Source organism: Rossellomorea sp. ABR4_004 (genome assembly GCF_056159585.1).
On the sequence record NZ_JBSWVM010000007.1, the window covers coordinates 14,825 to 36,638 of the forward strand.

Genomic DNA, 21,814 nt, shown 5'->3' on the forward strand with positions numbered 1-21,814 from the left:
TGGATCCCCCACCCAAAAAGGTCCGTCCCTCGCATGTTTCAAAGCGACGAGGGACGGACCTTTGGTTGTTCAATGGTGATGCTGCTTCCCGACGGGGAGATGGATAGTTTGCGGACGTTCATGCTCGGGAAGGACTGTTCCAGCTGCCGTGCGAGCCATTCACTTGCTTCCCGTTCCACAAAGCAGGCAATCGTCGGCCCGGCACCACTTAAGGCGACACCGAATGCCCCGAAACGGCCCGCTACCTCTTCTACTGCATCGTAGTGTGGAAGCAGCTTTCTTCGGTGGGGCTGATGATACCTGTCTCGCTTCATCATTTTCCCTACTGTTTCCCAATCTTCCGTTAGAAATGCCGCTACCAGTACGTTTGAAATCGCTCCGGCTTCCACGGATTCTTCAAAGGAAAGACTATCAGGGAGTACATTTCGGGAATCCGATGTTTTCAGTTCAGCTTTGGGAATCACGCATACCACATCAATAGGAAGATCAGGGACCGATAAAAGACTTACACCCCTATCATGCTGACAGCTGATTACAAACCCGCCATATAGTGAAGCTCCAACGTTATCGGGATGACCTTCAAATCGATTTGCCAGTGCCAGTTTCTTTTCTTGTGACAGATTCAACTCACACAGGGCATTGGCAAGCTCAATGCCCGCCACAACCGCTGCTGCGCTGGAGCCTAACCCTCTCGTCAACGGAATGTCACTGGATACGTAGAGGTGACAAGGAGAAGGCTTCTTACCATAGTCATCCGCCACCTCTTTCACGACCTCAACGATAAAATGTGTCTCATCAGCCGGAAAGACCTCCAGAGCAGAAGAAAGGGGGATCACTTGCCAATCTTCTGCTTCGTGTACCTCAACGGTTAAAAATACATTTAACGCCAAGCCCAAAGAATCGAATCCAGCTCCTAAATTGGCTGTGCTTCCAGGGACAATGATTTTCCAGGAGCGGGGGTCACGTCTTTTCATACGCCAATTGTCCCTTTAATATAGTCCTGCACCATTTCACGATCGTTGGGCAACTTCACCGGTGTGACCGGACTGCATTCCATGGCCGTAACCGGATCCTTTAAGCCATTACCTGTCAGCACCGCCACTACCTTTGAACCTTTTTCGATCAAGCCTTTATCTAATGATTTCTTTATTCCAGCAATCGAGGCACATGAAGCGGGCTCGGCAAATATCCCTTCTTTACTGGCAAGCAGCTGATAGGCCTCAAGAATTTCTTCATCGGTTACTTCATCAATATGTCCGTTTGATTCCTTCAACGCGTCGATTGCTAACGTCCAGCTTGCAGGGTTCCCGATGCGGATCGCAGTGGCAATCGTTTCAGGCTGAGGAAACACCCTGTCATGGACCAGGGCTGCTGCTCCCGACGCTTCAAAGCCAAACATTCGTGGTAAAGTCGAGGCTTTGAGATTGTGGTATTCTTTGAATCCTTTCCAGTAAGCCGAAATATTCCCTGCATTACCGACAGGGATGGCAAGCACATCAGGAGCCTCACCCAACCCTTCGATGACTTCAAAAGCTGCTGTTTTCTGTCCTTCCAATCGATATGGATTCACTGAATTCACAAGAGTGACAGATTCGGTTTTACTCAACTCACGGACGATTTCGAGGGCTTCATCAAAATTTCCCTCGATGGAAATGATTTCGGCACCATACATGACAGCTTGAGCTAATTTCCCTTGAGCAATTTTCCCCTCTGGGATGACCACGATACATTTGATTCCTGCCCTCGCTGCATAGGCTGCAGCTGAAGCAGAGGTATTTCCCGTAGAGGCGCAAATGACCGTCGAACTTCCCGATTCTACTGCTTTGGCAACGGCGAGAACCATTCCGCGATCTTTAAAGGATCCGGTAGGGTTTGCTCCCTCAACCTTCACATTCAACTCGATGCCCCATTCCCGGGACAGCGTTTTTAATTCAACCAAGGGTGTATTCCCTTCATTTAACGTTAGACGAGGAGTGTCATCATTTAATGGAAGATGCTTCCCGTATTGCTCCAGTAACCCTTTCCATCTCATTCTTTGTCTCCTCCTTCTACACGGTATGAACTTTCAATCGAATGAACTCCTTCATAATCCTTCAGCTCCATCAAAATGTCTTCGTAATGATCAAGGGATGCTTTATGAGTCACAAGGACAATTTCAGCAAACTCATCACTGTCTAACGGATTCTGCAGGATCTTCTCGAAACTGACACCGTGATGCGAGAAGATGGAAGTGAGTTTTGCTAAGACACCTACTTCATCCTGAACGTGCAGACGCAAGAAATATTTTGAATGAATTTCATTCCGTTCTTTTAACTTTTTGGGGAATTGCGGATTCACCGCACTCTTACCCGTGACTCCCAATCTCATATTCTTCATAATCCCTACCATATCTGATACGACGGCTGTGGCAGTTGGAAGACTTCCTGCCCCCGGACCGTAAAACATCGTTTCACCAACCGCTTCCCCGTATACGTACACTGCGTTATATTCATCATGGACGGATGCGAGTGGATGTTCATTTTGAAGCAGAGTGGGCTCCACGCTCACTTCAACACTCTCCCCTTCACGGTGAGCATAGCCGATGAGCTTCATTGTGTAGCCGAATTGTTCGGCATATTGGATGTCTTCACCCGTCACTTCCGTAATACCTTTCACTTTCACATCGGCTAAATCGACGTTCATGGAAAACCCTAACGTTGAAAGAATCGCCATCTTTCTCGCTGCATCCAAGCCGCCTACATCTGCCGTCGGATCCGCTTCTGCATAGCCTAAGTCCTGGGCTTCCTGGAGAACATCATCGAAGGTCCGTCCCTCTTTCGTCATCTTCGTCAAGATAAAGTTCGTTGTTCCGTTGACGATTCCCATCATTTTCGTGATGCGATCGGAGGCGAGGCCATCTACTAAACTTCTTAAAATCGGGATTCCTCCTGCGACGCTTGCTTCGTAGAATAGGTCACAGCCGTTTTCTGATGCTGCCCTTAGTAACTCCGGTCCGTGAAGGGCCATGAGATCCTTGTTTGCCGTTACGACATGCTTCTTCTGGTGCAGTGCATGTAGGAGATGTTCCTTCGTCGCTTCGATTCCTCCCATTACCTCGACCACAATATCAATTTCAGGATCAAACAGGACTTCCTCAGGATTTAAGGTCAGTATGCTGTCTTCCATTTCCAGTCCTCTATCTTTCTCTAAATCCTGAACAAGGGCTTTTTTCACCTTCACAGGGCAGCCGATTTGATGGGACAGTTTATCCTGATGATTCTCTACAATCTTCACCACGCCGGCTCCCACCGTTCCGAGTCCTAAAAGTCCGATTGAAATTGATTCCATAAGCCGAAAACCTCCATTTGTATATTTCTCGTGTACATTTGTTCTTGTATAGTGGACATTATAGTAGAAAAAATTACCTATTACAATAGGTATTTTCGTATTTTTAGAATGTAAAAGCTTTCATTACTCATAGATTGGAAGAATTATTATAAAACTCCACCACTTATAAACAGAGGACCGCTCCTAACTAACCATGTAGTTAAGAGCCGCCCTTCTTTTACACGATATGATGCAGCTGTCTGGCCATTTTGGATAGATCCCGATACACAGGGATCTTGCTCGGATCGGCATTTCCGCCACTGATGACACAGCCGACTTTCTTTCCATGCACCTTGACCTTTTGGCACATGGCTGCCGCTAAGGATGCTGCTCCTGCTCCTTCAACCAGCGTTTTTTCCCGTTGAAGCATGAACATGATGCTATAGGAGATTTCTTCATCCGTAACCGTGACCATATCGTCTACATACTCCCGGATGATCGGAAACGTGAGCTCCCCAGGCTTCTTGACGAGAATCCCGTCTGCAATGGTGTGCACATGCTCCAGAGATCCTTTGTTTCTTCCTGTAAAGAAGTTATACGTAGCCGGTGCTCCCAGTGCCTGTACGCCGACGATTTTCACTCGGGGGTTAAAGGCTTTTACGGCCATTGCCATCCCGGCCAACAGACCGCCTCCGCCAACAGGTACCAGGATCATGTCTAAATCACTGAGTTGCTGAAGCATTTCCAGTGCGACTGTCCCTTGCCCAGCCATCACTTTATGATCATCAAATGCATGAACATACGTCGAGCCATTTCTGATTTTCTCTTCAAGTGCTGCCCCGTAGGCTTCCTGATAGGTGTCTCCAGTCAGGACAATTTCAGCTCCGTAATGTTTCGTTGCCGCAATTTTTGTGGAAGGTGTTCGTTTCGGCATGAAGATTTTCGACGGAACTCCGCGCAGGGATGAAGCCAGTGCCACACCTTGGGCATGATTTCCTGCAGATGCGGCAATGATGCCTCTACCCGCTTCTTCTTCAGACAATGACATGATTTTATTCATTGCGCCTCTTACTTTGAAGGAACCTGTTCGCTGCAGGTTCTCCATTTTCAAATAGATCTCTCCACCAGTGAACGTATTCAGCGTCGATGATTGCTTTAACGGTGTTCGATGCACCCGATGACTGATTCTTTCCATTGCCTCTACAACTTCAGTGTTATCCATTAAATTCCCAAGCCACTCACCTCATAATTTTTTTCGTATTCTTCAATATCTTTTCCGTAATGCAAAGTTAAATCGATCTCATCCAGCCCTTTCAAAAGCATCGTTTTCCAGTAGGGATCAATTTCAAAGGAGACGCGTTGACCTTCCGAGTCACAAATCGTCTGATGCTCAAGGGACACTTCCATTTTATATAAATCTACATGACTCTCATTTCTTAAAAGAGCATCCACTGTTTTCTCTTCAAGCTGAATGGGCAGGATCCCATTCTTCAAACAGTTGTTATAAAAAATATCTGCAAAGCTTTTGGCGATGATCACTTTAAACCCATAGTCCTGAAGGGCCCACGGAGCGTGTTCCCTAGAAGATCCGCACCCAAAATTCTTTCCACCGAGGAGAACCTCGGCATCTTGATATTGTGGTGTGTCTAATAAGAAATCGTCTCTTAGGGACTTCCCATCGTCTTCAAACCGCCAATGATAAAACAAGTACTGACCAAAGCCTTTACGCTCAATTCGTTTTAAAAACTGTTTTGGGATGATTTGATCCGTGTCCACATTGTCTCTTCTTAGAGGAAACACTTTTCCTTCCACATGATTGATTGCCACCTTTTCACCTCCTATGAAATTGGCATTTTTTCAAGTTTTCGTACATCTGTCAGTTTTCCGGTCACGGCAGCCGCAGCGGCCATGGATGGGCTGAGCAGATGGGTTCTTGATCCGTTTCCTTGCCGGCCTTCAAAGTTCCGGTTGGAAGTCGATGCACAGCGCTTGCCCGGTGGAACGATATCATCATTCATCGCCAGGCACATGCTGCAACCAGCTTCCCTCCACTGGAATCCGGCTTCTTTAAAAATGGTATCCAGGCCTTGTTCTTCAGCCTCTTTCTTCACTTTAAACGATCCCGGAACAACCAAGGCGGTTACGCCCTGCTTTACAGTATGACCTTTCACCACCTCAGCCGCCGCCCTCAAGTCACTCAAGCGCGAATTCGTACACGAGCCAATAAACACATAATCAACCTCTATGTCCTCTATTCTCATACCCGCCTCGAGCCCCATATAATGGATCGCCCTTTCAACCCCTTCTCTTTCAGAAGGATCTGCGTACTGTTCCGGGTGAGGGACGGACCTTGAAATCGATGCGCCCATCCCCGGATTGGTTCCCCATGTTACATGAGGCTCAATTTCTTCACCTTTCACCTCGATTTTGTGATCGTAAGCGGCGTCCTCATCACTCGTCAATGATCTCCACTCTTCTTTACATTGTTCATATGATTTATGCTTCGGCAGATACTCCCGACCTTCTAAATAAGCGAAGGTCGTTTCGTCAGGACTGATCAATCCCGCTTTGGCTCCCGCTTCGATGCTCATATTGCAAACCGTCATTCTTTCTTCCATTGATAGATTTCGGATCACATCACCGGTGAATTCGATGACATATCCCGTTCCAAATCCTACCCCGTAAGTAGAAATGATGTTCAGGATCACATCTTTTGCCGTAACACCGAATCCCAACTCTCCAGTTACTTCCACTTGAAGGGTTTTCGGCTTCGATTGCCAGAGGGTCTGGGTTGCTAAAACATGCTCCACTTCACTCGTACCTATCCCGAAAGCCAGCGCTCCGAAAGCTCCGTGGGTAGAGGTGTGACTGTCCCCACAAACAATGGTTTTCCCTGGCTGTGTCAAACCGAGCTCTGGACCGATGACGTGGACAATCCCTTGATCAGGATGATGAATATCGGCGAGAGTGACACCGAATTCCTCACAATTTTTCTTCAACGTATCCATTTGAAGTCGAGCGATTTCATCTCTGATGATGTGACGCTCTCTTGTCGGTACATTATGATCCATCGTGGCATAGGTTAAATCCGGTCTCCGCACCTCTCGATTCTTTAAGCGCAGCCCTTCAAATGCCTGGGGAGACGTAACTTCATGTACAAGGTGCAAATCTATATACAGTAAATCCGGCTTTCCTTTTTCTCTGTGCACGATATGTTTTTCCCATATCTTTTCGATGATATTTTTCCCTGCCATGAACTCCCTCCTGGTTTGGTAACATTTTTATTCCGTTAACACTGTATTGGTAGAATTGTTGCTGATTGAGTAGTGGTTGATTTCCACTGGTACTTTCCAATCAAATCGATCTTATAAATAAGCCGCCAGGATCGAAGACAGGGCATGATCCGCTTCTAAGCGCTCTACAACCAGCTGGCTCATGGCACCGGTCCCAACGACGGTTCCTCGCCCCATTGTCCAAAGGTCTCCTGTACGGTAGCCTGCGTTCAGGACTTCCTGAACGGCCATTTCAATCATTTCAGCCTCTTCTTTTAAGCCGAAGGAATGTCTGAGCATCATGGCAACCGATAGAATCATAGCCAGTGGATTGGCTTTTCCCTTTCCGGCGATATCGGGTGCAGAGCCGTGTACAGGTTCGTAAAGCCCGAAGGAGTCCCCTCTTAAACTGGCTGAAGGAAGCATTCCCAGCGAGCCTGTGATCATGGAGGCTTCGTCACTCAGGATATCCCCGAACATATTCTCAGTCACCAGTACATCAAATTGCTTCGGCTGATACATCAGCTTCATGGCAGCGACATCGACCAGCATATGTTCCACTTCCACATCCGGGTAATCAGCCGCCACTTCATTCACGACTTCTCGCCACATTCGACTTGTTTCCAAGACATTTGCCTTGTCAACGGACGTTAATTTTTTATTGCGTTTTTGAGCCAGCTTGAAGGCTTTATGAACAATTCGTTCGATTTCACTTTTTTCATATACAAGGGTATCAACTGCTACTTCGTCTCTCTTCCCTTGACGACCGGACGGCTGACCGAAGTACAATCCCCCTGTCAGTTCCCTGACAATCACCAAATCTACTTCTTCTACAATCTCCCGTTTTAGCGGGGATGCACCCAGTAAACTTTCAAATGCTTTCACTGGTCTCAGATTCGCGAATAGCCCGAACTCTTTACGGATCGCCAGGAGACCTTTTTCAGGACGAAGCTCTTTCGGAAGATGCTCCCACTTTGGACCTCCTACGGCTCCTAATAATACAGCGTCACTATCTTTACATAGCTTGATCGTTTCAGGAGGTAATGGTGTACCGAAGCGATCGACGGCAGCCCCGCCGATGTGACCTGTCTCCACTTCAAATTCATGACCGAACCAATCACCCACTGCCTTCAGTACTTCTAATGCCCCGTCCATGATCTCTTGACCGATACCGTCTCCTGGTAGTACAGCGATTTTTTTCTTCATTAGAATTACCTCCTGTTTTGGTTGGTTTGATGGGAGAGCCTTGATTTACAAGGCTCTCTGTCTTACAAGCTGGCTTCCACTGCTTCCTTCTCCATGGAATGTGACTTCCGTTGTGCTGATCGATTCACTGCATTCAGGTAAGCGCGAGCTGATGCTTCTAATACATCCTGGGCGGTTCCGCGTCCGCTTGTCTTTTCTCCGTCATATTCGAGTCGGACATAAACTTCTGCAAGGGCATCACGGCCCCCTCCTACTGAGTTGATTTTGTAATCTAATAATCTAGAAGGACTTGGCAGGATTTTTTCGATTGTATTGTAGATAGCTTCTACACTTCCTGAACCCGTTGAAGCGAGCCGGGTTACACTTCCGTCCTCGAACTTCAATTCGATCGTGGCCGTCGGGATATTGTCCATGCCATATTGGACCTGCATTCTTTCTAATGTAAAGCCGACAGCTTCGGCCATTTCCGTTTGCTTATTCGTCAGGATGCTGAAGAGATCCTCATCGACGATTTCCTTCTTCTTATCCGCCAGATCCTTGAATGCATGAAATGCTTCATTAAGCTTCTCGTCTGAAAGTTCAAATCCTAATTCAACCACTTTATTTTTAAAGGCGTGACGTCCTGAGTGTTTTCCCAGTACCAGGCGGGTTGCATTCACTCCAATCAATTCAGGAGTGATGATTTCGTACGTCGTTTTTTCCTTCAGCATTCCGTCCTGATGAATGCCTGATTCATGAGCGAAAGCATTATCACCTACAACCGCTTTGTTAGCCGGTACTCTCATCCCCGTCAGCTTACTGACAAGAGAGCTTGTTTTCTTGATTTCATCCAGCTTCAGACGGGTAGTGGCTCCGTAAAAATCTTCCCGGATTCTAAGAGCCACTGCGATTTCTTCCAGAGCTGCATTCCCGGCACGTTCGCCGATTCCATTGATCGTTCCTTCAATTTGATCGGCTCCGTTCTCAATGGCAGCCAGTGAATTGGCTGTGGCCATCCCCAAATCATCATGACAATGAGCCGATAGCTTTACTCCGTCGATATTCGGAACGTTCTCTCTCACATATCGAAATAGTTCACCGTATTTATGAGGAGTGATATACCCTACCGTATCGGGCAGGTTAATGACAGAAGCACCTGCCGCAATCACCCTCTCCATGATTTTCACTAAAAAATTGAGATCAGATCGGCACGCATCTTCTGCCGACCACTGAACCACCGGGAAAAATTTCTTCGCATACTGAACGGCCTGGACCGCTGTATCGATGACCTGATCAGGTGTCATCTTCAGCTTATGAGTCATGTGAATGGGAGAGGTGGCCAGGAACACATGCAGCCTTGGTTCGGCCGTTCCTTTAAGCGACTCCCATGCCGCATCGATGTCCCGCTGCTGGGCTCGCGCCAGACCTGTTACCGAGCTGTTCTTGATCGTGGAGCCGATCCGCTGCACGGCATCGAAGTCTCCTTTTGAAGCTGCAGGGAACCCTGCTTCAATGACGTCCACCCCCAGCCTTTCCAGCTGTCTCGCCACTTCAATCTTTTCAATCGTATTAAGATTTACGCCCGCTGACTGTTCACCGTCCCGTAGAGTTGTGTCAAAGATCTCAATGGTTCGCACTCGCAACCACTTCCTTTTCTTTAGTAGAAGGCTTCTGTACAAATGGCATCATTTTACGAAGCTCTCTTCCAACGACTTCAATCGGATGCTGACTTTCACGCTGATTGATGGCGTTGAATTCCGGACGGTTCGCCTGGTTCTCCAGGATCCATCCCTTCGCAAATTTCCCTGTTTGGATATCGGTTAATACTTCCTTCATGCGGGCTTTCGTTTCTTCGTTCACCACCCGAGGCCCTGAAACGAAGTCTCCCCATTGTGCTGTGTCCGAGATTGAGAAGCGCATTCCTTCCAATCCTTGTTCATACATCAGGTCAACAATCAGCTTCAATTCGTGTAAACATTCGAAATAGGCAACCTCTTTCTGATAACCTGCCTCAACCAGCGTTTCGAATCCTGCTTTCACAAGGGATGTCACTCCTCCACACAGGACCGCTTGTTCCCCGAACAGATCGGTTTCCGTTTCTTCCTGGAAGGATGTTTCCAGGATTCCTGCGCGTCCTGCCCCTACACCTTTTGCATATGCGAGCGCCAATTCACCGGCTTGACCTGTAGCATTTTGGTAAACCCCATAGAGTGCAGGCACTCCGGCTCCTTCTTCAAAGGTTCTTCTTACCAAATGTCCCGGTCCTTTCGGTGCTACCAGGAAAACATCTACATCTTCCGGAGGAACGACTTGATGGAAATGGATATTGAATCCGTGTGCAAACGCCAGTGCTTTCCCTGCAGACAGGGCCGGCTTGATTTCTGCCTCATACACTTTCGGCTGATGCTCATCAGGCAGGAGAACCATGATGACGTCCGCCTGTTCACTTGCTTCGCGGACGGAGTAGACATCGAATCCGTCTTTTTCAGCCTGGTCCCACGACTTCCCTTTCCGTAATCCCACTACAACATCAAATCCGCTTTCCTTCAGGTTTTGAGCATGTGCGTGACCCTGTGAACCATAACCGACAACCGCTACCTTTTTTCCTTTTAAAACCTCTTCATTCACATCTCCGTTATAATATACCTTTACCATTTCCCTCATCCTCTCCATTTTTTGAATAATAAGTTTTTTAAAAGTGTGAATCCAGCAGCTTCTAATTCACGATTGAATATTGTTTTAAATCCGTCACCGACTTACCATTTCCTCTTGCGAATGCCGTGATGCCTGTTCGGGCAATTTCTTTAATTCCGTACGGTCTTAACAAATCGATGATGGCTTCAATTTTGGAGGTTTCCCCGGTTACCTGGACGGTTACGCTGTCCCTTGCCACATCAATGATTGCCGCTCTGAAAGGTTCTACGATCCCATTGATTTCAGATCGGGTCTGCCCTGTACTCAACACCTTGATGAGTGCCAGTTCCCTGGCGACGACTCCTTGATCCGTGATGTCGGAGACCTTGAGGACATCAATTTGTTTATGAAGTTGTTTTAAGAGCTGTTCAATTTTGCGATCGTCTTCTACATTGACAACGAAGGTCATCCTCGAAATCCCCTCGGTTTCTGTGTATCCTACAGAAATGCTTTCAATGTTGAACTGACGTTTAGTAAACAATCCGGTCACCCGATTCAAGACACCGCTCCGGTTATGAACGAGAGCCGTTACAATCCGTTTCCTCATGGTTTCACTCCTAACATTTCATGTAATCCCTTCCCTGGAGCCACCATCGGGTAGACATTTTCCTTTGGATTCACCCAGCAATCGATGAGTACCGGTTCATCACTTGTTAAGGCTTCTTTTAAAACAGAATCCACTTCTTCCTGGGTTTTCACCCGATATCCTTTGATTCCGTATGATTCAGCCAGCTTCACAAAATCAGGCTGGGTGGAGAACACCGATTGGGAGTACCTTTCTTCAAAGAATGTTTCCTGCCACTGCCTCACCATTCCGAGGGTACCGTTATTTAGAAGCACCACTTTAACAGGAAGGTTCAACTCTTTCAGCAGCACCAGTTCTTGAAGAGTCATCTGGAATCCGCCATCTCCTACAAAGGCAACCACTGTACTGTCTGAATTCGCTAACTGAGCCCCTATCGCTGCCGGAAATCCGAATCCCATCGTGCCAAGGCCTCCTGAAGTGACCCAATTATTCGGCTTTTTAAAAGAGTAATACTGTGCCGCCCACATCTGATGCTGTCCCACGTCTGTTGTAACAACCGCTTCCCCGTTTGTCATTTCATACACCTGTTCGATGAGGCGTTGAGGTGACAGAACATCGTGGGCCTGGTTATACCAGAAAGGATATTCCCTTTTGTATGACTTAAGATGATGATGCCAGGCATCGAAATCAGGTTTCTCTTCTTCATGTTGAAGAAGTTTTTCCAGTGCCTGTTTGGCATCGGCTACGATCGGGATCTGCGTTTTGACGTTCTTTCCGATCTCCGCCGGATCGATGTCAATATGGACCACCTTTGCCCGTGGTGCAAAGGTAGCAAGATTCCCGGTCAACCTGTCGTCAAATCGGGCACCGATATTGATGAGCAAGTCACATTCGTGGAGTGCCATGTTGCTTGCATAACATCCATGCATCCCCGCCATACCGAGAAACAATGGGTGATCTGCCGGAAACCCACCTAAGCCTAAGAGAGTGTGAATCACCGGGATGTCATATTGTTCTGCGAAAGCCTTCAGTTCCTCCGTTGCTTTTCCGTGAAGAACTCCTGCCCCGGCTAAGATGACCGGCTGCATGGATACCTTGATGGCTTCCACCAGTTTCTTGATTTGAAGCGGATTGGGATAGAAGTTAGGCTGGTACCCCGGTAAGTCCATTTCCACATCGTTTACCGGATAAGCTTGCTGCAAGGTCAAGTCTTTCGGAATGTCCACAAGTACCGGTCCGGGCCTGCCGGTTGATGCAATATGAAAGGCTTCCTTCACGATCCTCGGTAAATCTTTAATATCACGCACCTGATAATTATGCTTGGTGATCGGCATCGTAATCCCTACTACGTCCGCTTCCTGGAATGCATCGGTTCCGATGACCCCTGAAGCCACCTGCCCGGTGAAAATAACAAGAGGCAGTGAATCCATCATGGCATCGGCAATCCCTGTCACTAAATTCGTCGCTCCCGGTCCTGACGTGGCAATGACCACACCCGGTCTCCCTGATACACGGGCATACCCTTCTGCCGCATGGATGGCGCCTTGCTCATGACGAGCGAGAACGTGCTTGATCGGGGCTTTGTATAGAGCATCGTAAATCGGCAAGACCGCTCCTCCAGGGTACCCAAACAGAATCTCAACCTTTTCCTCCTTCAAAGCTTTCATGAGCATATCAGCACCGTTGACGTTTTCTGTTAGTGTCTGTGAAGCCGGTTCTGCCTCTACCTTCGCTCTCATTGCCTATCTCCTCCTTTTATTAAAAGCGCAGGCGGCTTGGTCAGGCCCGACAAGCATAAGGCAAGATCGCTGAAAAGGCGCTCTTTGCCTTTTTGGCGAGATTGACTTATGACCTCGAGGGACTAGCCGCCGGAGCTGGATATATTAAAAGCGCAGGCGGCTTGGTAAGAGGCGACAAGCATAAAGCGAATATGCCAGAAAGGCGTTCTTTGCCTTTTTGGTATGTTTGCTTTATGACCTCGAGCCTCTAGCCGCCGGAGCTGGATATATTAAAAGCGCAGGCGGTGAACCACCTGAACCTTAGCTTTATTCATCCACTTTCCCAAACAAAAAAGACCTTTCCACCCACTACGACAGAGTTCATCTTTCGCAGGGGCGAAAAGGTCTTCATCCTTTCCACGGTACCACCCTAATTCAGAGACAACGGATATCATCTCCCTTTGCAGGCTGATCGGTTTCACCAGCCTTTGTTTTTGTAACGAGTATCATCTACTCGATCGTTCCTACTTTTAGAGGTTCAGAACGATACTCAGAGGGGATGTCGGCATTGGATGTATTACTGGTTTGCAGCACCACCAGCTCTCTGAAAATACGATTTCCAATCCTTTTACCTCTTCAACGCTTTACTCTATTCCGTTTTCAAAATTCCACCTGTACTGGCTGACGTGACAAGTTTGGCATATCGTGCTAAATAACCTTTTCTGATCTTTGGAGGTGGCTGTACCCACTCCTTTTGCCTGAACTGAAGTTCTGTTTCTGAAACCATGAGGGAGATCGTTCGATTCGTTAGATCAATGAAGATGGGATCTCCATTTTCAACAACACCGATCGGTCCTCCTTCAGCCGCTTCCGGTGAGACATGACCGATTGAAATGCCCCGGGATGCCCCTGAAAATCGACCGTCTGTCATGAGTGCGACTTTCTTTTCAAGACCACGTCCTGCAATGGCTGCCGTCGGTGCCAGCATCTCCGGCATTCCCGGTCCGCCTTTTGGTCCTTCATATCGGATGACTACAACATGCCCTTCTTTCACTTCTCCACTTTCGATTCCGGCAAGTGCGTCATCCTGAGATTCGAATACAATCGCTTCACCCATGAAGGTTTTAATAGATGGGTCGACTGCTCCGACTTTGATGACTCCCCCGTTTGGAGCGATATTTCCAAAGAGGACGGATAATCCTCCGACTGGACTGTGAGCATTTTCCCTGCGACGAATGACATCGTCATTTTGAATATGAGCATCCTTCACATTTTCATATAGTGACTTTCCTGTAACCGTGATGCGATCTTTGTGTACAGCTTCCATTTCACATAGTTCTTTAATGATGGCGCTGACCCCGCCTGCATTGTGAACATCCTGCATGGAGTAATCTGATGCCGGGCTTATTTTAGATAAATAGGGAACTCGCTCAGCGACTTTATTGATCCGGTTGATGTCGTAATCGATTTCCGCTTCATTGGCAATCGCCAGTGTGTGGAGGACGGTATTGGTTGAACCTCCCATGGCCATGTCTAAAGCAAATGCATCATCGATGGTGTCTTTTGTTATGATGTCTCTTGGTTTAATATCCTTCTTGACCATTTCAACCAGATAGTTGGCTGCATCCTTGATTAACTGATGCCGTTCTTCCGATGTGGCAACAATGGTTCCATTTCCTGGTGGAGCCATTCCTAACATTTCCATCAGGGAATTCATGGAGTTCGCTGTGAACATTCCTGAGCATGATCCGCAAGTGGGACATGCATTGGCTTCAATGTCGAGAAGCTGTTCGGCTGTCATCCTTCCTGACTGATGGGCACCGACTCCTTCGAAAACGGATACGAGTGATAATGGCTTCCCGTCGCTGGAAACCCCAGCTTCCATCGGTCCTCCTGATACAAAGACGGAAGGGACGTTTGTCCGGACAGCTGACATGAGCATTCCCGGTGTGATCTTGTCACAGTTCGGAATGTAGAACACTCCGTCGAACCAGTGAGCGTTGATGACGGTTTCTGCCGAGTCGGCAATCAGTTCCCGGCTTGGCAATGAGTACCTCATCCCGATATGTCCCATTGCTATTCCATCATCCACACCGATTGTGTTGAATTCGAATGGAATCCCGCCGGCTTCTCGTATCGCTTCTTTCACCACCTGGGCAAATCCGTTTAAATGCATATGACCGGGAATGATGTCGATGTAAGAATTGCACACCCCGATAAATGGTTTTTCCATGTCTTCGAGCTTGACTCCCGTCGCATATAGTAAGCTGCGGTGGGGAGCCCGGTCGATTCCTTTCTTGATCATGTCACTTCGCACGTCATCACCTCCAACTTAGCCAACTTGAGCATTCTGTTTGTAAACTTTTCTTCCATCCTGCGTGACAGTGTTTCTGAACTCCTGCAATAATTGGTTTGTATACTTTCCAGGTTTCCCTTCACCGATTACACGGCCATCAACCTTGACAACGGCAATGACTTCTGCGGCTGTCCCTGTTAAGAACACTTCATCCGCTGTATACACATCATGACGGGTGAAGACTTCTTCCTTCATCTCGAATCCTAATTTACCGGCGATCTCGATGATGGCATTACGGGTGATCCCTTCAAGGGCCCCTACATATCCGGGAGGCGTCAGGATCTTTCCTTTTTTGACAATGAAGATATTGTCTGCGGATCCCTCTGCTACATATCCTTGATCGTTCAACATTAATGCTTCACTTACACCGGCAAGGTTCGCTTCGATTTTCACGAGAATGTTATTTAAGTAGTTTAAGGACTTAACCTTTGGTGAAAGAACGTCTGCACGATTTCGGCGGCTGGCCACTGTTACGATATCGATGCCCGTTTCGTATAAGCTTTTAGGGAATAGGGCTAATTGTTCTGCAATGACGATGATTTGTGGCTTCCTACAAGTAAATGGATCCAATCCCAGGTTTCCAACACCTCTAGAAATGACCACACGTATGTAGGCATTCTCGAGTTGATTCTTTTTCAATGTATCAACGATAATGTCGCTCATCTCTTCTTTAGTGACTTCGATATGCAACATGATGGATTTTGCAGAATCATAAAGGCGATCAACATGCTCTTCCAGACGGAACACGTTCCCATCATACATTCGAATCCCTTCGAACACTCCATCTCCATATAGAAATCCATGGTCGTACACAGATACAACTGCGTCTTCCTTTTTTACAAATTGTCCGTCTAAGTAGATCCACTGTTCGTTCATGTTAATCATTCCTTTCCCGGTTGAAATTTATTTGATTATTCAGAAATTTATTTTTGCAACGATAGTCCGTTGACTTGGAGCACATTCGAACAGCCGCTTGATTCGGTATTCCTGCTGTTTACTGCTGGCTCAGATTTTTTTATTGAGGACAATATTACTCCCGTTTCCCGGTAAGGTCAACAGGCTTTTTGTAAATTATTTGACTATTTAGATTAATCTGATTATAAGTAAACGCTTACATCTTTGTCCTTATACAGTTTGTCGGGAGAAAAAAATATTTTAGATTTTTTTAATTGATAGGGTGACTGACGCTTTAGATTCCATTAGGAGCCCTATTAAATATTTTTCGACAAAAACCTATGGGAATGGGGGTTTAGGGGAGTTTAGACCTGTGTGTATCTGACTGATTTATTCTCACTGTTTTTTTATAATTGAGAATTCATTTTTCTATTAATTTGTAGGAATGAATGATTATTAATCTTGTAAGACGATCATCAAAATGGAATGAATTCAATACAAAACCTTTCATTCCCATAATCCGTAATGCCTTTCAAACTAGAATTTAATTTCAGTATTTATACAAGAAAGAATAAACTTTTGTATAGAAATATATTCTTCGAAAAAGCAGTCGCCACTTTTTTAAACTGTATATAAATAAAAAAGAATCAACCCAAGGAACCGGACGGTCTTTGGATTGATTCTTTTTTTACACCCATGTAAACATATAATTCGGGTCTTCGACATCCTTTGCTTTTTTGACGATCTTCAACGGTTTGAAAGTATCGATCATCACGGCGAGCTCGAGGGTTTCTTTTTTCCCGATACTGGCTTCTGTCGTTCCTGGATGAGGACCGTGTGGAATCCCGCTCGGGTGGAGGGTAATCGATCCTTCTTTGATTCCCTTTCTGCTCATGAAGTTTCCTTCCACATAGTACAGCAGCTCATCACTGTTCACATTGCTGTGATTATAAGGAGCCGGAATCGATTCCGGATGGTAGTCGTATAATCTTGGAACAAATGAGCAGACAACAAAGTTATGCCCTTCAAACGTTTGATGAACTGGAGGCGGCTGATGTACGCGTCCTGTAATCGGCTCAAAATCCTCGATATTGAACACCCAAGGATAAAGATAGCCATCCCAGCCGACGACGTCCAGTGGATGATGGTTTAACACATGGGAATGAAGAGCTCCCCTTGATTTGGTGATCACTTCGAATTCGCCCTCTTCATCCATGGTTGCAAGCTTCTCAGGTCCCCGCAGATCACGCTCACAAAACGGACTGTGCTCCAGCAACTGTCCGTACTCATTTCGATAACGTCGAGGTGTGGTAATCTGACTGAAGGACTCGACGATCAGCATCTTCGTCTCTTCTTCAGGAACGACACGGTAGATGGTCCCGATCGGAATCACTACATAATCTCCTTTTCCATAGGTGAGCGTTCCGAACATCGTCTCCACTTTTCCTTTGCCAAAATGGATATACAGCATTTCGTCTCCGTCACCATTCCGGTAAAAACTTTTCATCTCTTCTGTTACATAGGCGGTTCCAATCAATAAATCGGAATTACCAAGTAAATATTCACGGCTCTTTAAGGCACAGCCTTTTTTCTCGACTCTGTCTGTAAAGAAATGTCGATGACGAAGAGCGCCCTCTTCCTCAAACTCCGGCATATAACTCCCTAAATACTCTGTTTTCGCCACAGCCGTCGGCAAATGATGATGATACAGAATCGACTGTGTCCCTGAGAACCCCTTTGTCCCCATGACCTGCTCCCTGTAAAGCGTGCCATCATCCTTTTTAAACATCGTGTGACGTTTGTGAGGTATTTTCCCCAGTTGACGATAGTACATGGTTTTCCTCCTCTCTTTTCCCTGCAATCCTATTACGTAAAACACCTAAGCCCGCGATCTCTAACTCCACTACGTCCCCATGCTTTAACCACGGATGCGTTTCAGTACCCAGCTCTAAAATGCATCCTGTTCCTACAGTACCGGATCCAATCACCTCGCCGGGATACAGGGTGACGTCTTTCGATGCCCGCTCGATCATGTCTGCAAATGTATAATGGATATCCTGATAATTCCCCTTTGATAAGAGTTTTCCATTCACTTTTGCCGTCATAGGAAGATCAAAACGGTTTCCCTTGCGATAGGTTTCCAGTTCATCCTTCGTCACTAAATAAGGACCGAAAGAAGTGGCAAAATCCTTTCCTTTTGCTGGACCAAGTCCTACTTTCATCTCATGCTTCTGGATGTCCCTGGCACTCCAATCGTTCATGATGAAATAGCCGTAAATATGGTCTTCTGCGTTTTCTTCTGAAATGTTTGTTCCTTCTTTCCCAATCACGCAGGCGATTTCCAATTCATAATCGAGCCACTCACATCCAGCAGGCTTCGCGATGTGATCGAGAGGACCTTTTACAGCTAAGTGATTGGTGAAATAAAAGACGGGTATGTCATACCATTCCGGCACCACATCGAGTCCCCTCCGCTTACGGGCCGTTTTCACGTGCTCTTCAAACGCATAGAAATCCCGGATGCTGACAGGCCTTGGAATCGGCGACTTCAGGGTGACATCACCTAATGAATGCACTCCCGTGTCTCTCTCCGAAAAGGTACCGAGCTCCTTCATCCGTTTTAGGCCTTCGTTTCCAAGATCGATGATGGATAACATATCTTTAGGGAGCAAACCTCCGCTCACAGCATGAATGTCCACAACAAGTTCACCTTGAACGATCCCCGCCTTTATTTCTCCTTCTTTTAAAAAACTAACCAGCTTCACGTGTCATCACCTTTTTCGAATCAATTCAAATGAATCGGATAATGGTTTGGTGTACATTTGACCGGCAAGCCTTCCCACCGGTTTAAGTTTCTCTGAATCTATTTTCCCGTCGTAATAGAGTTCATCATTAATCCTTACACACTCAACTTTCCCGATGACCAGGCTCCCTGCACCAGGATGATCACCGAAGTGAAGAACTTCATGAAGAACGCATTCCAATTGCACCTTGCTTTCAAATACACCTGGAGGATTTACCGTAATGGACTCCTTCTTCGTCAGCCCGACCTGCTCAAATTCATCAACGCCAGGTTCAAATTGAATGGCACAGTTATTCATTTCCTCCACAAATTCTTCACTTACGATATTGATGACGAATTCCTTGGTTTTCTCGATATTTTCAAGGGTATCCTTCTTACCTCCATCCTTCCCTCTTCTCATGGGAGAGAAGCAGACGAGCATAGGCTCCGCACAAATCGCCGTAAAGAAGCTGTAAGGTGCCAGGTTTGCTATCCCATCTTCATCAAGGGATGAAACAAAGGCAATCGGCCGGGGCAAAATCGAACCGATCATCAGTTTATAAGCAGACTGCCACTCAAGCGTCTGGGGTTTGATATCCATTTAGTTCACCCCTCCGTTTTGCAAAATGTCTTCCAGTGCTCTAACGAATCTCTTGTTATCGTCCTGTGTTCCGATCGTGACACGAACCGTTGTAGGGTATCCGAGAAGAGTTCCTGAACGGACGACGAGTCCCCTTTTCACAAGCTCATATGAGACCGTGTCACCATTCATACCTGTGTCAACCATGATAAAGTTCGATTGAGAAGGAAAATAAGCTATCCCCAGACGATCAAATTCACTTTCCAAATAAAGACGCCCCTGCTCGTTCTTATGGGTACATTCCCTAATAAACGCTTGATCTTCCAGGGCAATGATCGCTGACTTCTGGGCAACGGTATTCACATTGAAGACATCTTTCACTTTACGGAGCTGTTCTGCAATCTCCTCATTCATGACACCGAACCCGACTCTTAATCCTGCCAAACCATATATCTTAGAAAATGTTCTAAGCACGATCAGGTTTTCGAATGCTGACAGGAGAGGCAGGGTTTCTAAATAGTCATCAGTTGTAACGTATTCCATATAGGCTTCATCCACCACTACCAGGATATGCGAAGGGACGCTCTCGATAAATTGCAGGAGTTCTTTTTTTCCAACAATGGTTCCAGTCGGGTTATTGGGATTACAAACAAAGATCAGCTTCGTTTTTGGAGTGATGCGGTCATGCATCCCCTGCAAGTCATGGGTTCCGTTTAAGAGTGGGACAATGACCGGAGTTCCTCCCTCCAGGAACACATTGGTTCTATACCTTGGAAACGTAACATCGGCCATAATGGCTTCGTCGCCACTACTCAAATAGGCCCTCGTCAACAGCCGGATCACTTCATCCGAGCCATTCCCGAATACAATCTGTTCTTTCGGTACCCCCAGAAACGCTGAGACCTTATGACTAAGATCGACGGCAGCTCCGTCCGGATACAAAAACAGGTCGCTCCCATTTTCTTTAAACCACTGCTTCACTTTCGGGGAGCAGCCATATATATTTTCATTTTCTGACAGCTTTCTGATTGAGGAGAGACCATGCTCCTTCTGTAAGTCGCCAAGTGTCTTCCCCAGCACATATGGAGCAATATGTGTGACCGCTTCTCTTGTTTTGAACTTCAATGTCATACATGAATCCTCGCCTTCCTCATGGATGAAGGGGGTCTACTCACGTGTTAGCTTATCTTCTAGCTCAAATATGGTACCAGTAAACTGTACGATATTATAAGTAGAAGCAGCTAATCTCTTCATGAGTTAACCCCCCTGACCGGTCCTTTGACCCCCGTTATATATGTTCTATCTATCTATTTTTTATTTTATAGGTTCCCTCTGCGTTCCTGCTCGCGCTCGATGGATTCGAATAATGCTTTGAAATTCCCTTCTCCGAACCCTCTTGCACCCTTACGTTGAATCACTTCAATGAATAAGGTAGGACGATCTACGATTGGCTTTGTGAATATTTGAAGCAGGTAGCCTTCGTCATCTCGGTCCACTAGAATATTCAACTCTTTGATCTTGGAGATCTCTTCATCGATTTCCCCTACACGCTCTGAAAGCATGTCGTAATAGGAATCCGGAGTATTTAGGAATTCCACACCATTCTCCTTTAAGATTCCGACTGTCTTCACGATATCCTCGGTCAGGATGGCAATGTGCTGCACCCCTGGACCACCGTAGAACTCAAGATATTCCTGGATTTGTGATTTACGTTTTCCTTCAGCAGGCTCATTGATCGGGAATTTAATTCGGCCGCCGTTATGCATCACCTTGGACATAAGGGCCGAGTATTCGGTTGTAATGTCTTCATTTGTAAAGTGACGCATTTCCTTGAAGCCCATGACTTTTTCATAGTACTCCACCCACTCTTCCATGCGCTCCACATTTCCTACTACATGGTCCACAGCGATGATACCGGCATCTTCATGTTTAAGAGCGGAATCATATTTTTCAAAGCCCGGCATGAAGATCCCTTTATAATCTTTACGCTCCACAAGGGTATGGATCGTATCCCCGTATGTACCAATGATGGCTTTTTTCAATTTTCCATTATCATCTTCGAGCGTCGCTGGTGGCATGATTTCAATCGCACCGCGGGACACCGCTCCAGTGTAAGCCTTTTCAACATCATCCACCACAAGGGCGATATCTTTAATTCCATCTCCGTGTTGCTTCACGAATTGTGATACTCGGCTGCCTTCGTGCAGGCTACCCGTAATAACCAATCGAACTTTGTTTTGTTGCAGTACATATGATACTGTGTCACGATTTCCTGTCTCCAACCCTGAATAGGCTACGGTCTTAAAGCCGAATGCTGTACAGAAGAAGTGAGCAGCCTGCTTCGCATTACCCGTATAGTACTCTAAAAAATCAACATCTCTTACCGGGAAGACATCTTCTACTTTAACCTGCTTTTTGGCTACATTTTCTTGCATCCTAATCCCTCCATTAAGCGTAAGTATATTCTGAATATTATATTAAATAGTTTTGTAGAACTTCTC

18 protein-coding genes and 1 other annotated feature are annotated in these 21,814 nt (G+C 46.5%); all 18 genes read right to left on the minus strand.

Annotated features, from left to right (window positions below):
- Nucleotides 1-38 precede the first annotated feature (38 nt).
- Nucleotides 39-974: a homoserine kinase gene (gene thrB, locus ACXAF2_RS22275; protein WP_475141902.1), complete on the minus strand. Its 936-nt coding sequence runs from the start codon at nt 972-974 to the stop codon at nt 39-41.
- Complete coding sequence (thrC, locus tag ACXAF2_RS22280) at nt 971-2,032, minus strand: threonine synthase (protein ID WP_475141903.1); 1,062 nt, start codon at nt 2,030-2,032, stop codon at nt 971-973. Before thrC ends, thrB begins: the two co-directional genes overlap by 4 nt.
- On the minus strand, nt 2,029-3,327 hold the full coding sequence (locus tag ACXAF2_RS22285) for a homoserine dehydrogenase (protein WP_475141905.1): 1,299 nt from the start codon (nt 3,325-3,327) through the stop codon (nt 2,029-2,031). Before ACXAF2_RS22285 ends, thrC begins: the two co-directional genes overlap by 4 nt.
- Nucleotides 3,328-3,544: 217 nt before the next feature.
- A complete protein-coding gene (ilvA, locus tag ACXAF2_RS22290; RefSeq protein WP_475141906.1) occupies nt 3,545-4,528 on the minus strand; it encodes a threonine ammonia-lyase in 984 nt (327 codons plus the stop codon).
- On the minus strand, nt 4,528-5,133 hold the full coding sequence (gene leuD, locus ACXAF2_RS22295; RefSeq protein WP_475141907.1) for a 3-isopropylmalate dehydratase small subunit: 606 nt from the start codon (nt 5,131-5,133) through the stop codon (nt 4,528-4,530). Before leuD ends, ilvA begins: the two co-directional genes overlap by 1 nt.
- A gap of 11 nt (nt 5,134-5,144) precedes the next feature.
- Nucleotides 5,145-6,560 carry a 3-isopropylmalate dehydratase large subunit gene (gene leuC, locus ACXAF2_RS22300; RefSeq protein ID WP_475141909.1) on the minus strand — a complete coding sequence of 472 codons (1,416 nt, stop codon included), beginning with the start codon at nt 6,558-6,560 and terminating at the stop codon, nt 5,145-5,147.
- 111 nt (nt 6,561-6,671) lie between these two features.
- Entirely contained in the window at nt 6,672-7,784 is a 1,113-nt protein-coding gene (gene leuB, locus ACXAF2_RS22305) for a 3-isopropylmalate dehydrogenase (protein ID WP_475141911.1), read from the minus strand.
- A gap of 62 nt (nt 7,785-7,846) precedes the next feature.
- Nucleotides 7,847-9,400, minus strand: coding sequence for a 2-isopropylmalate synthase (locus ACXAF2_RS22310; RefSeq protein WP_475141912.1), 1,554 nt, complete (start codon nt 9,398-9,400; stop codon nt 7,847-7,849).
- Nucleotides 9,387-10,418: a ketol-acid reductoisomerase gene (ilvC, locus tag ACXAF2_RS22315; protein WP_475141914.1), complete on the minus strand. Its 1,032-nt coding sequence runs from the start codon at nt 10,416-10,418 to the stop codon at nt 9,387-9,389. Before ilvC ends, ACXAF2_RS22310 begins: the two co-directional genes overlap by 14 nt.
- Before the next feature lie 61 nt (nt 10,419-10,479).
- On the minus strand, nt 10,480-11,004 hold the full coding sequence (ilvN, locus tag ACXAF2_RS22320) for an acetolactate synthase small subunit (protein WP_034761039.1): 525 nt from the start codon (nt 11,002-11,004) through the stop codon (nt 10,480-10,482).
- Nucleotides 11,001-12,722, minus strand: a complete 1,722-nt coding sequence (gene ilvB / locus ACXAF2_RS22325; protein WP_475141916.1) for an acetolactate synthase large subunit — start codon at nt 12,720-12,722, stop codon at nt 11,001-11,003. Before ilvB ends, ilvN begins: the two co-directional genes overlap by 4 nt.
- A 368-nt stretch (nt 12,723-13,090) precedes the next feature.
- Nucleotides 13,091-13,350: a binding site (T-box leader), on the minus strand.
- The gene (ilvD, locus tag ACXAF2_RS22330; protein ID WP_475141917.1) at nt 13,351-15,018 is read right to left on the minus strand and encodes a dihydroxy-acid dehydratase; all 1,668 of its coding nucleotides are present in this window, start codon (nt 15,016-15,018) and stop codon (nt 13,351-13,353) included.
- 15 nt (nt 15,019-15,033) lie between these two features.
- On the minus strand, nt 15,034-15,933 hold the full coding sequence (gene ilvE / locus ACXAF2_RS22335; protein WP_475141919.1) for a branched-chain-amino-acid transaminase: 900 nt from the start codon (nt 15,931-15,933) through the stop codon (nt 15,034-15,036).
- Between the two features lie 706 nt (nt 15,934-16,639).
- Nucleotides 16,640-17,785, minus strand: coding sequence for a homogentisate 1,2-dioxygenase (locus tag ACXAF2_RS22340; protein WP_148995039.1), 1,146 nt, complete (start codon nt 17,783-17,785; stop codon nt 16,640-16,642).
- Entirely contained in the window at nt 17,733-18,716 is a 984-nt protein-coding gene (locus ACXAF2_RS22345; protein WP_475141920.1) for a fumarylacetoacetate hydrolase family protein, read from the minus strand. The genes ACXAF2_RS22340 and ACXAF2_RS22345 overlap by 53 nt, the downstream gene beginning before the upstream one ends.
- 6 nt (nt 18,717-18,722) lie before the next feature.
- Nucleotides 18,723-19,334, minus strand: a complete 612-nt coding sequence (locus tag ACXAF2_RS22350; protein WP_475141921.1) for a flavin reductase family protein — start codon at nt 19,332-19,334, stop codon at nt 18,723-18,725.
- Nucleotides 19,335-20,444 (minus strand): histidinol-phosphate transaminase, encoded by a 1,110-nt coding sequence (gene hisC / locus ACXAF2_RS22355; protein ID WP_475141923.1) that lies wholly within the window; start codon nt 20,442-20,444, stop codon nt 19,335-19,337.
- 188 nt (nt 20,445-20,632) lie between these two features.
- On the minus strand, nt 20,633-21,748 hold the full coding sequence (gene hppD, locus ACXAF2_RS22360) for a 4-hydroxyphenylpyruvate dioxygenase (RefSeq protein ID WP_475141924.1): 1,116 nt from the start codon (nt 21,746-21,748) through the stop codon (nt 20,633-20,635).
- Nucleotides 21,749-21,814: the final 66 nt, after the last annotated feature.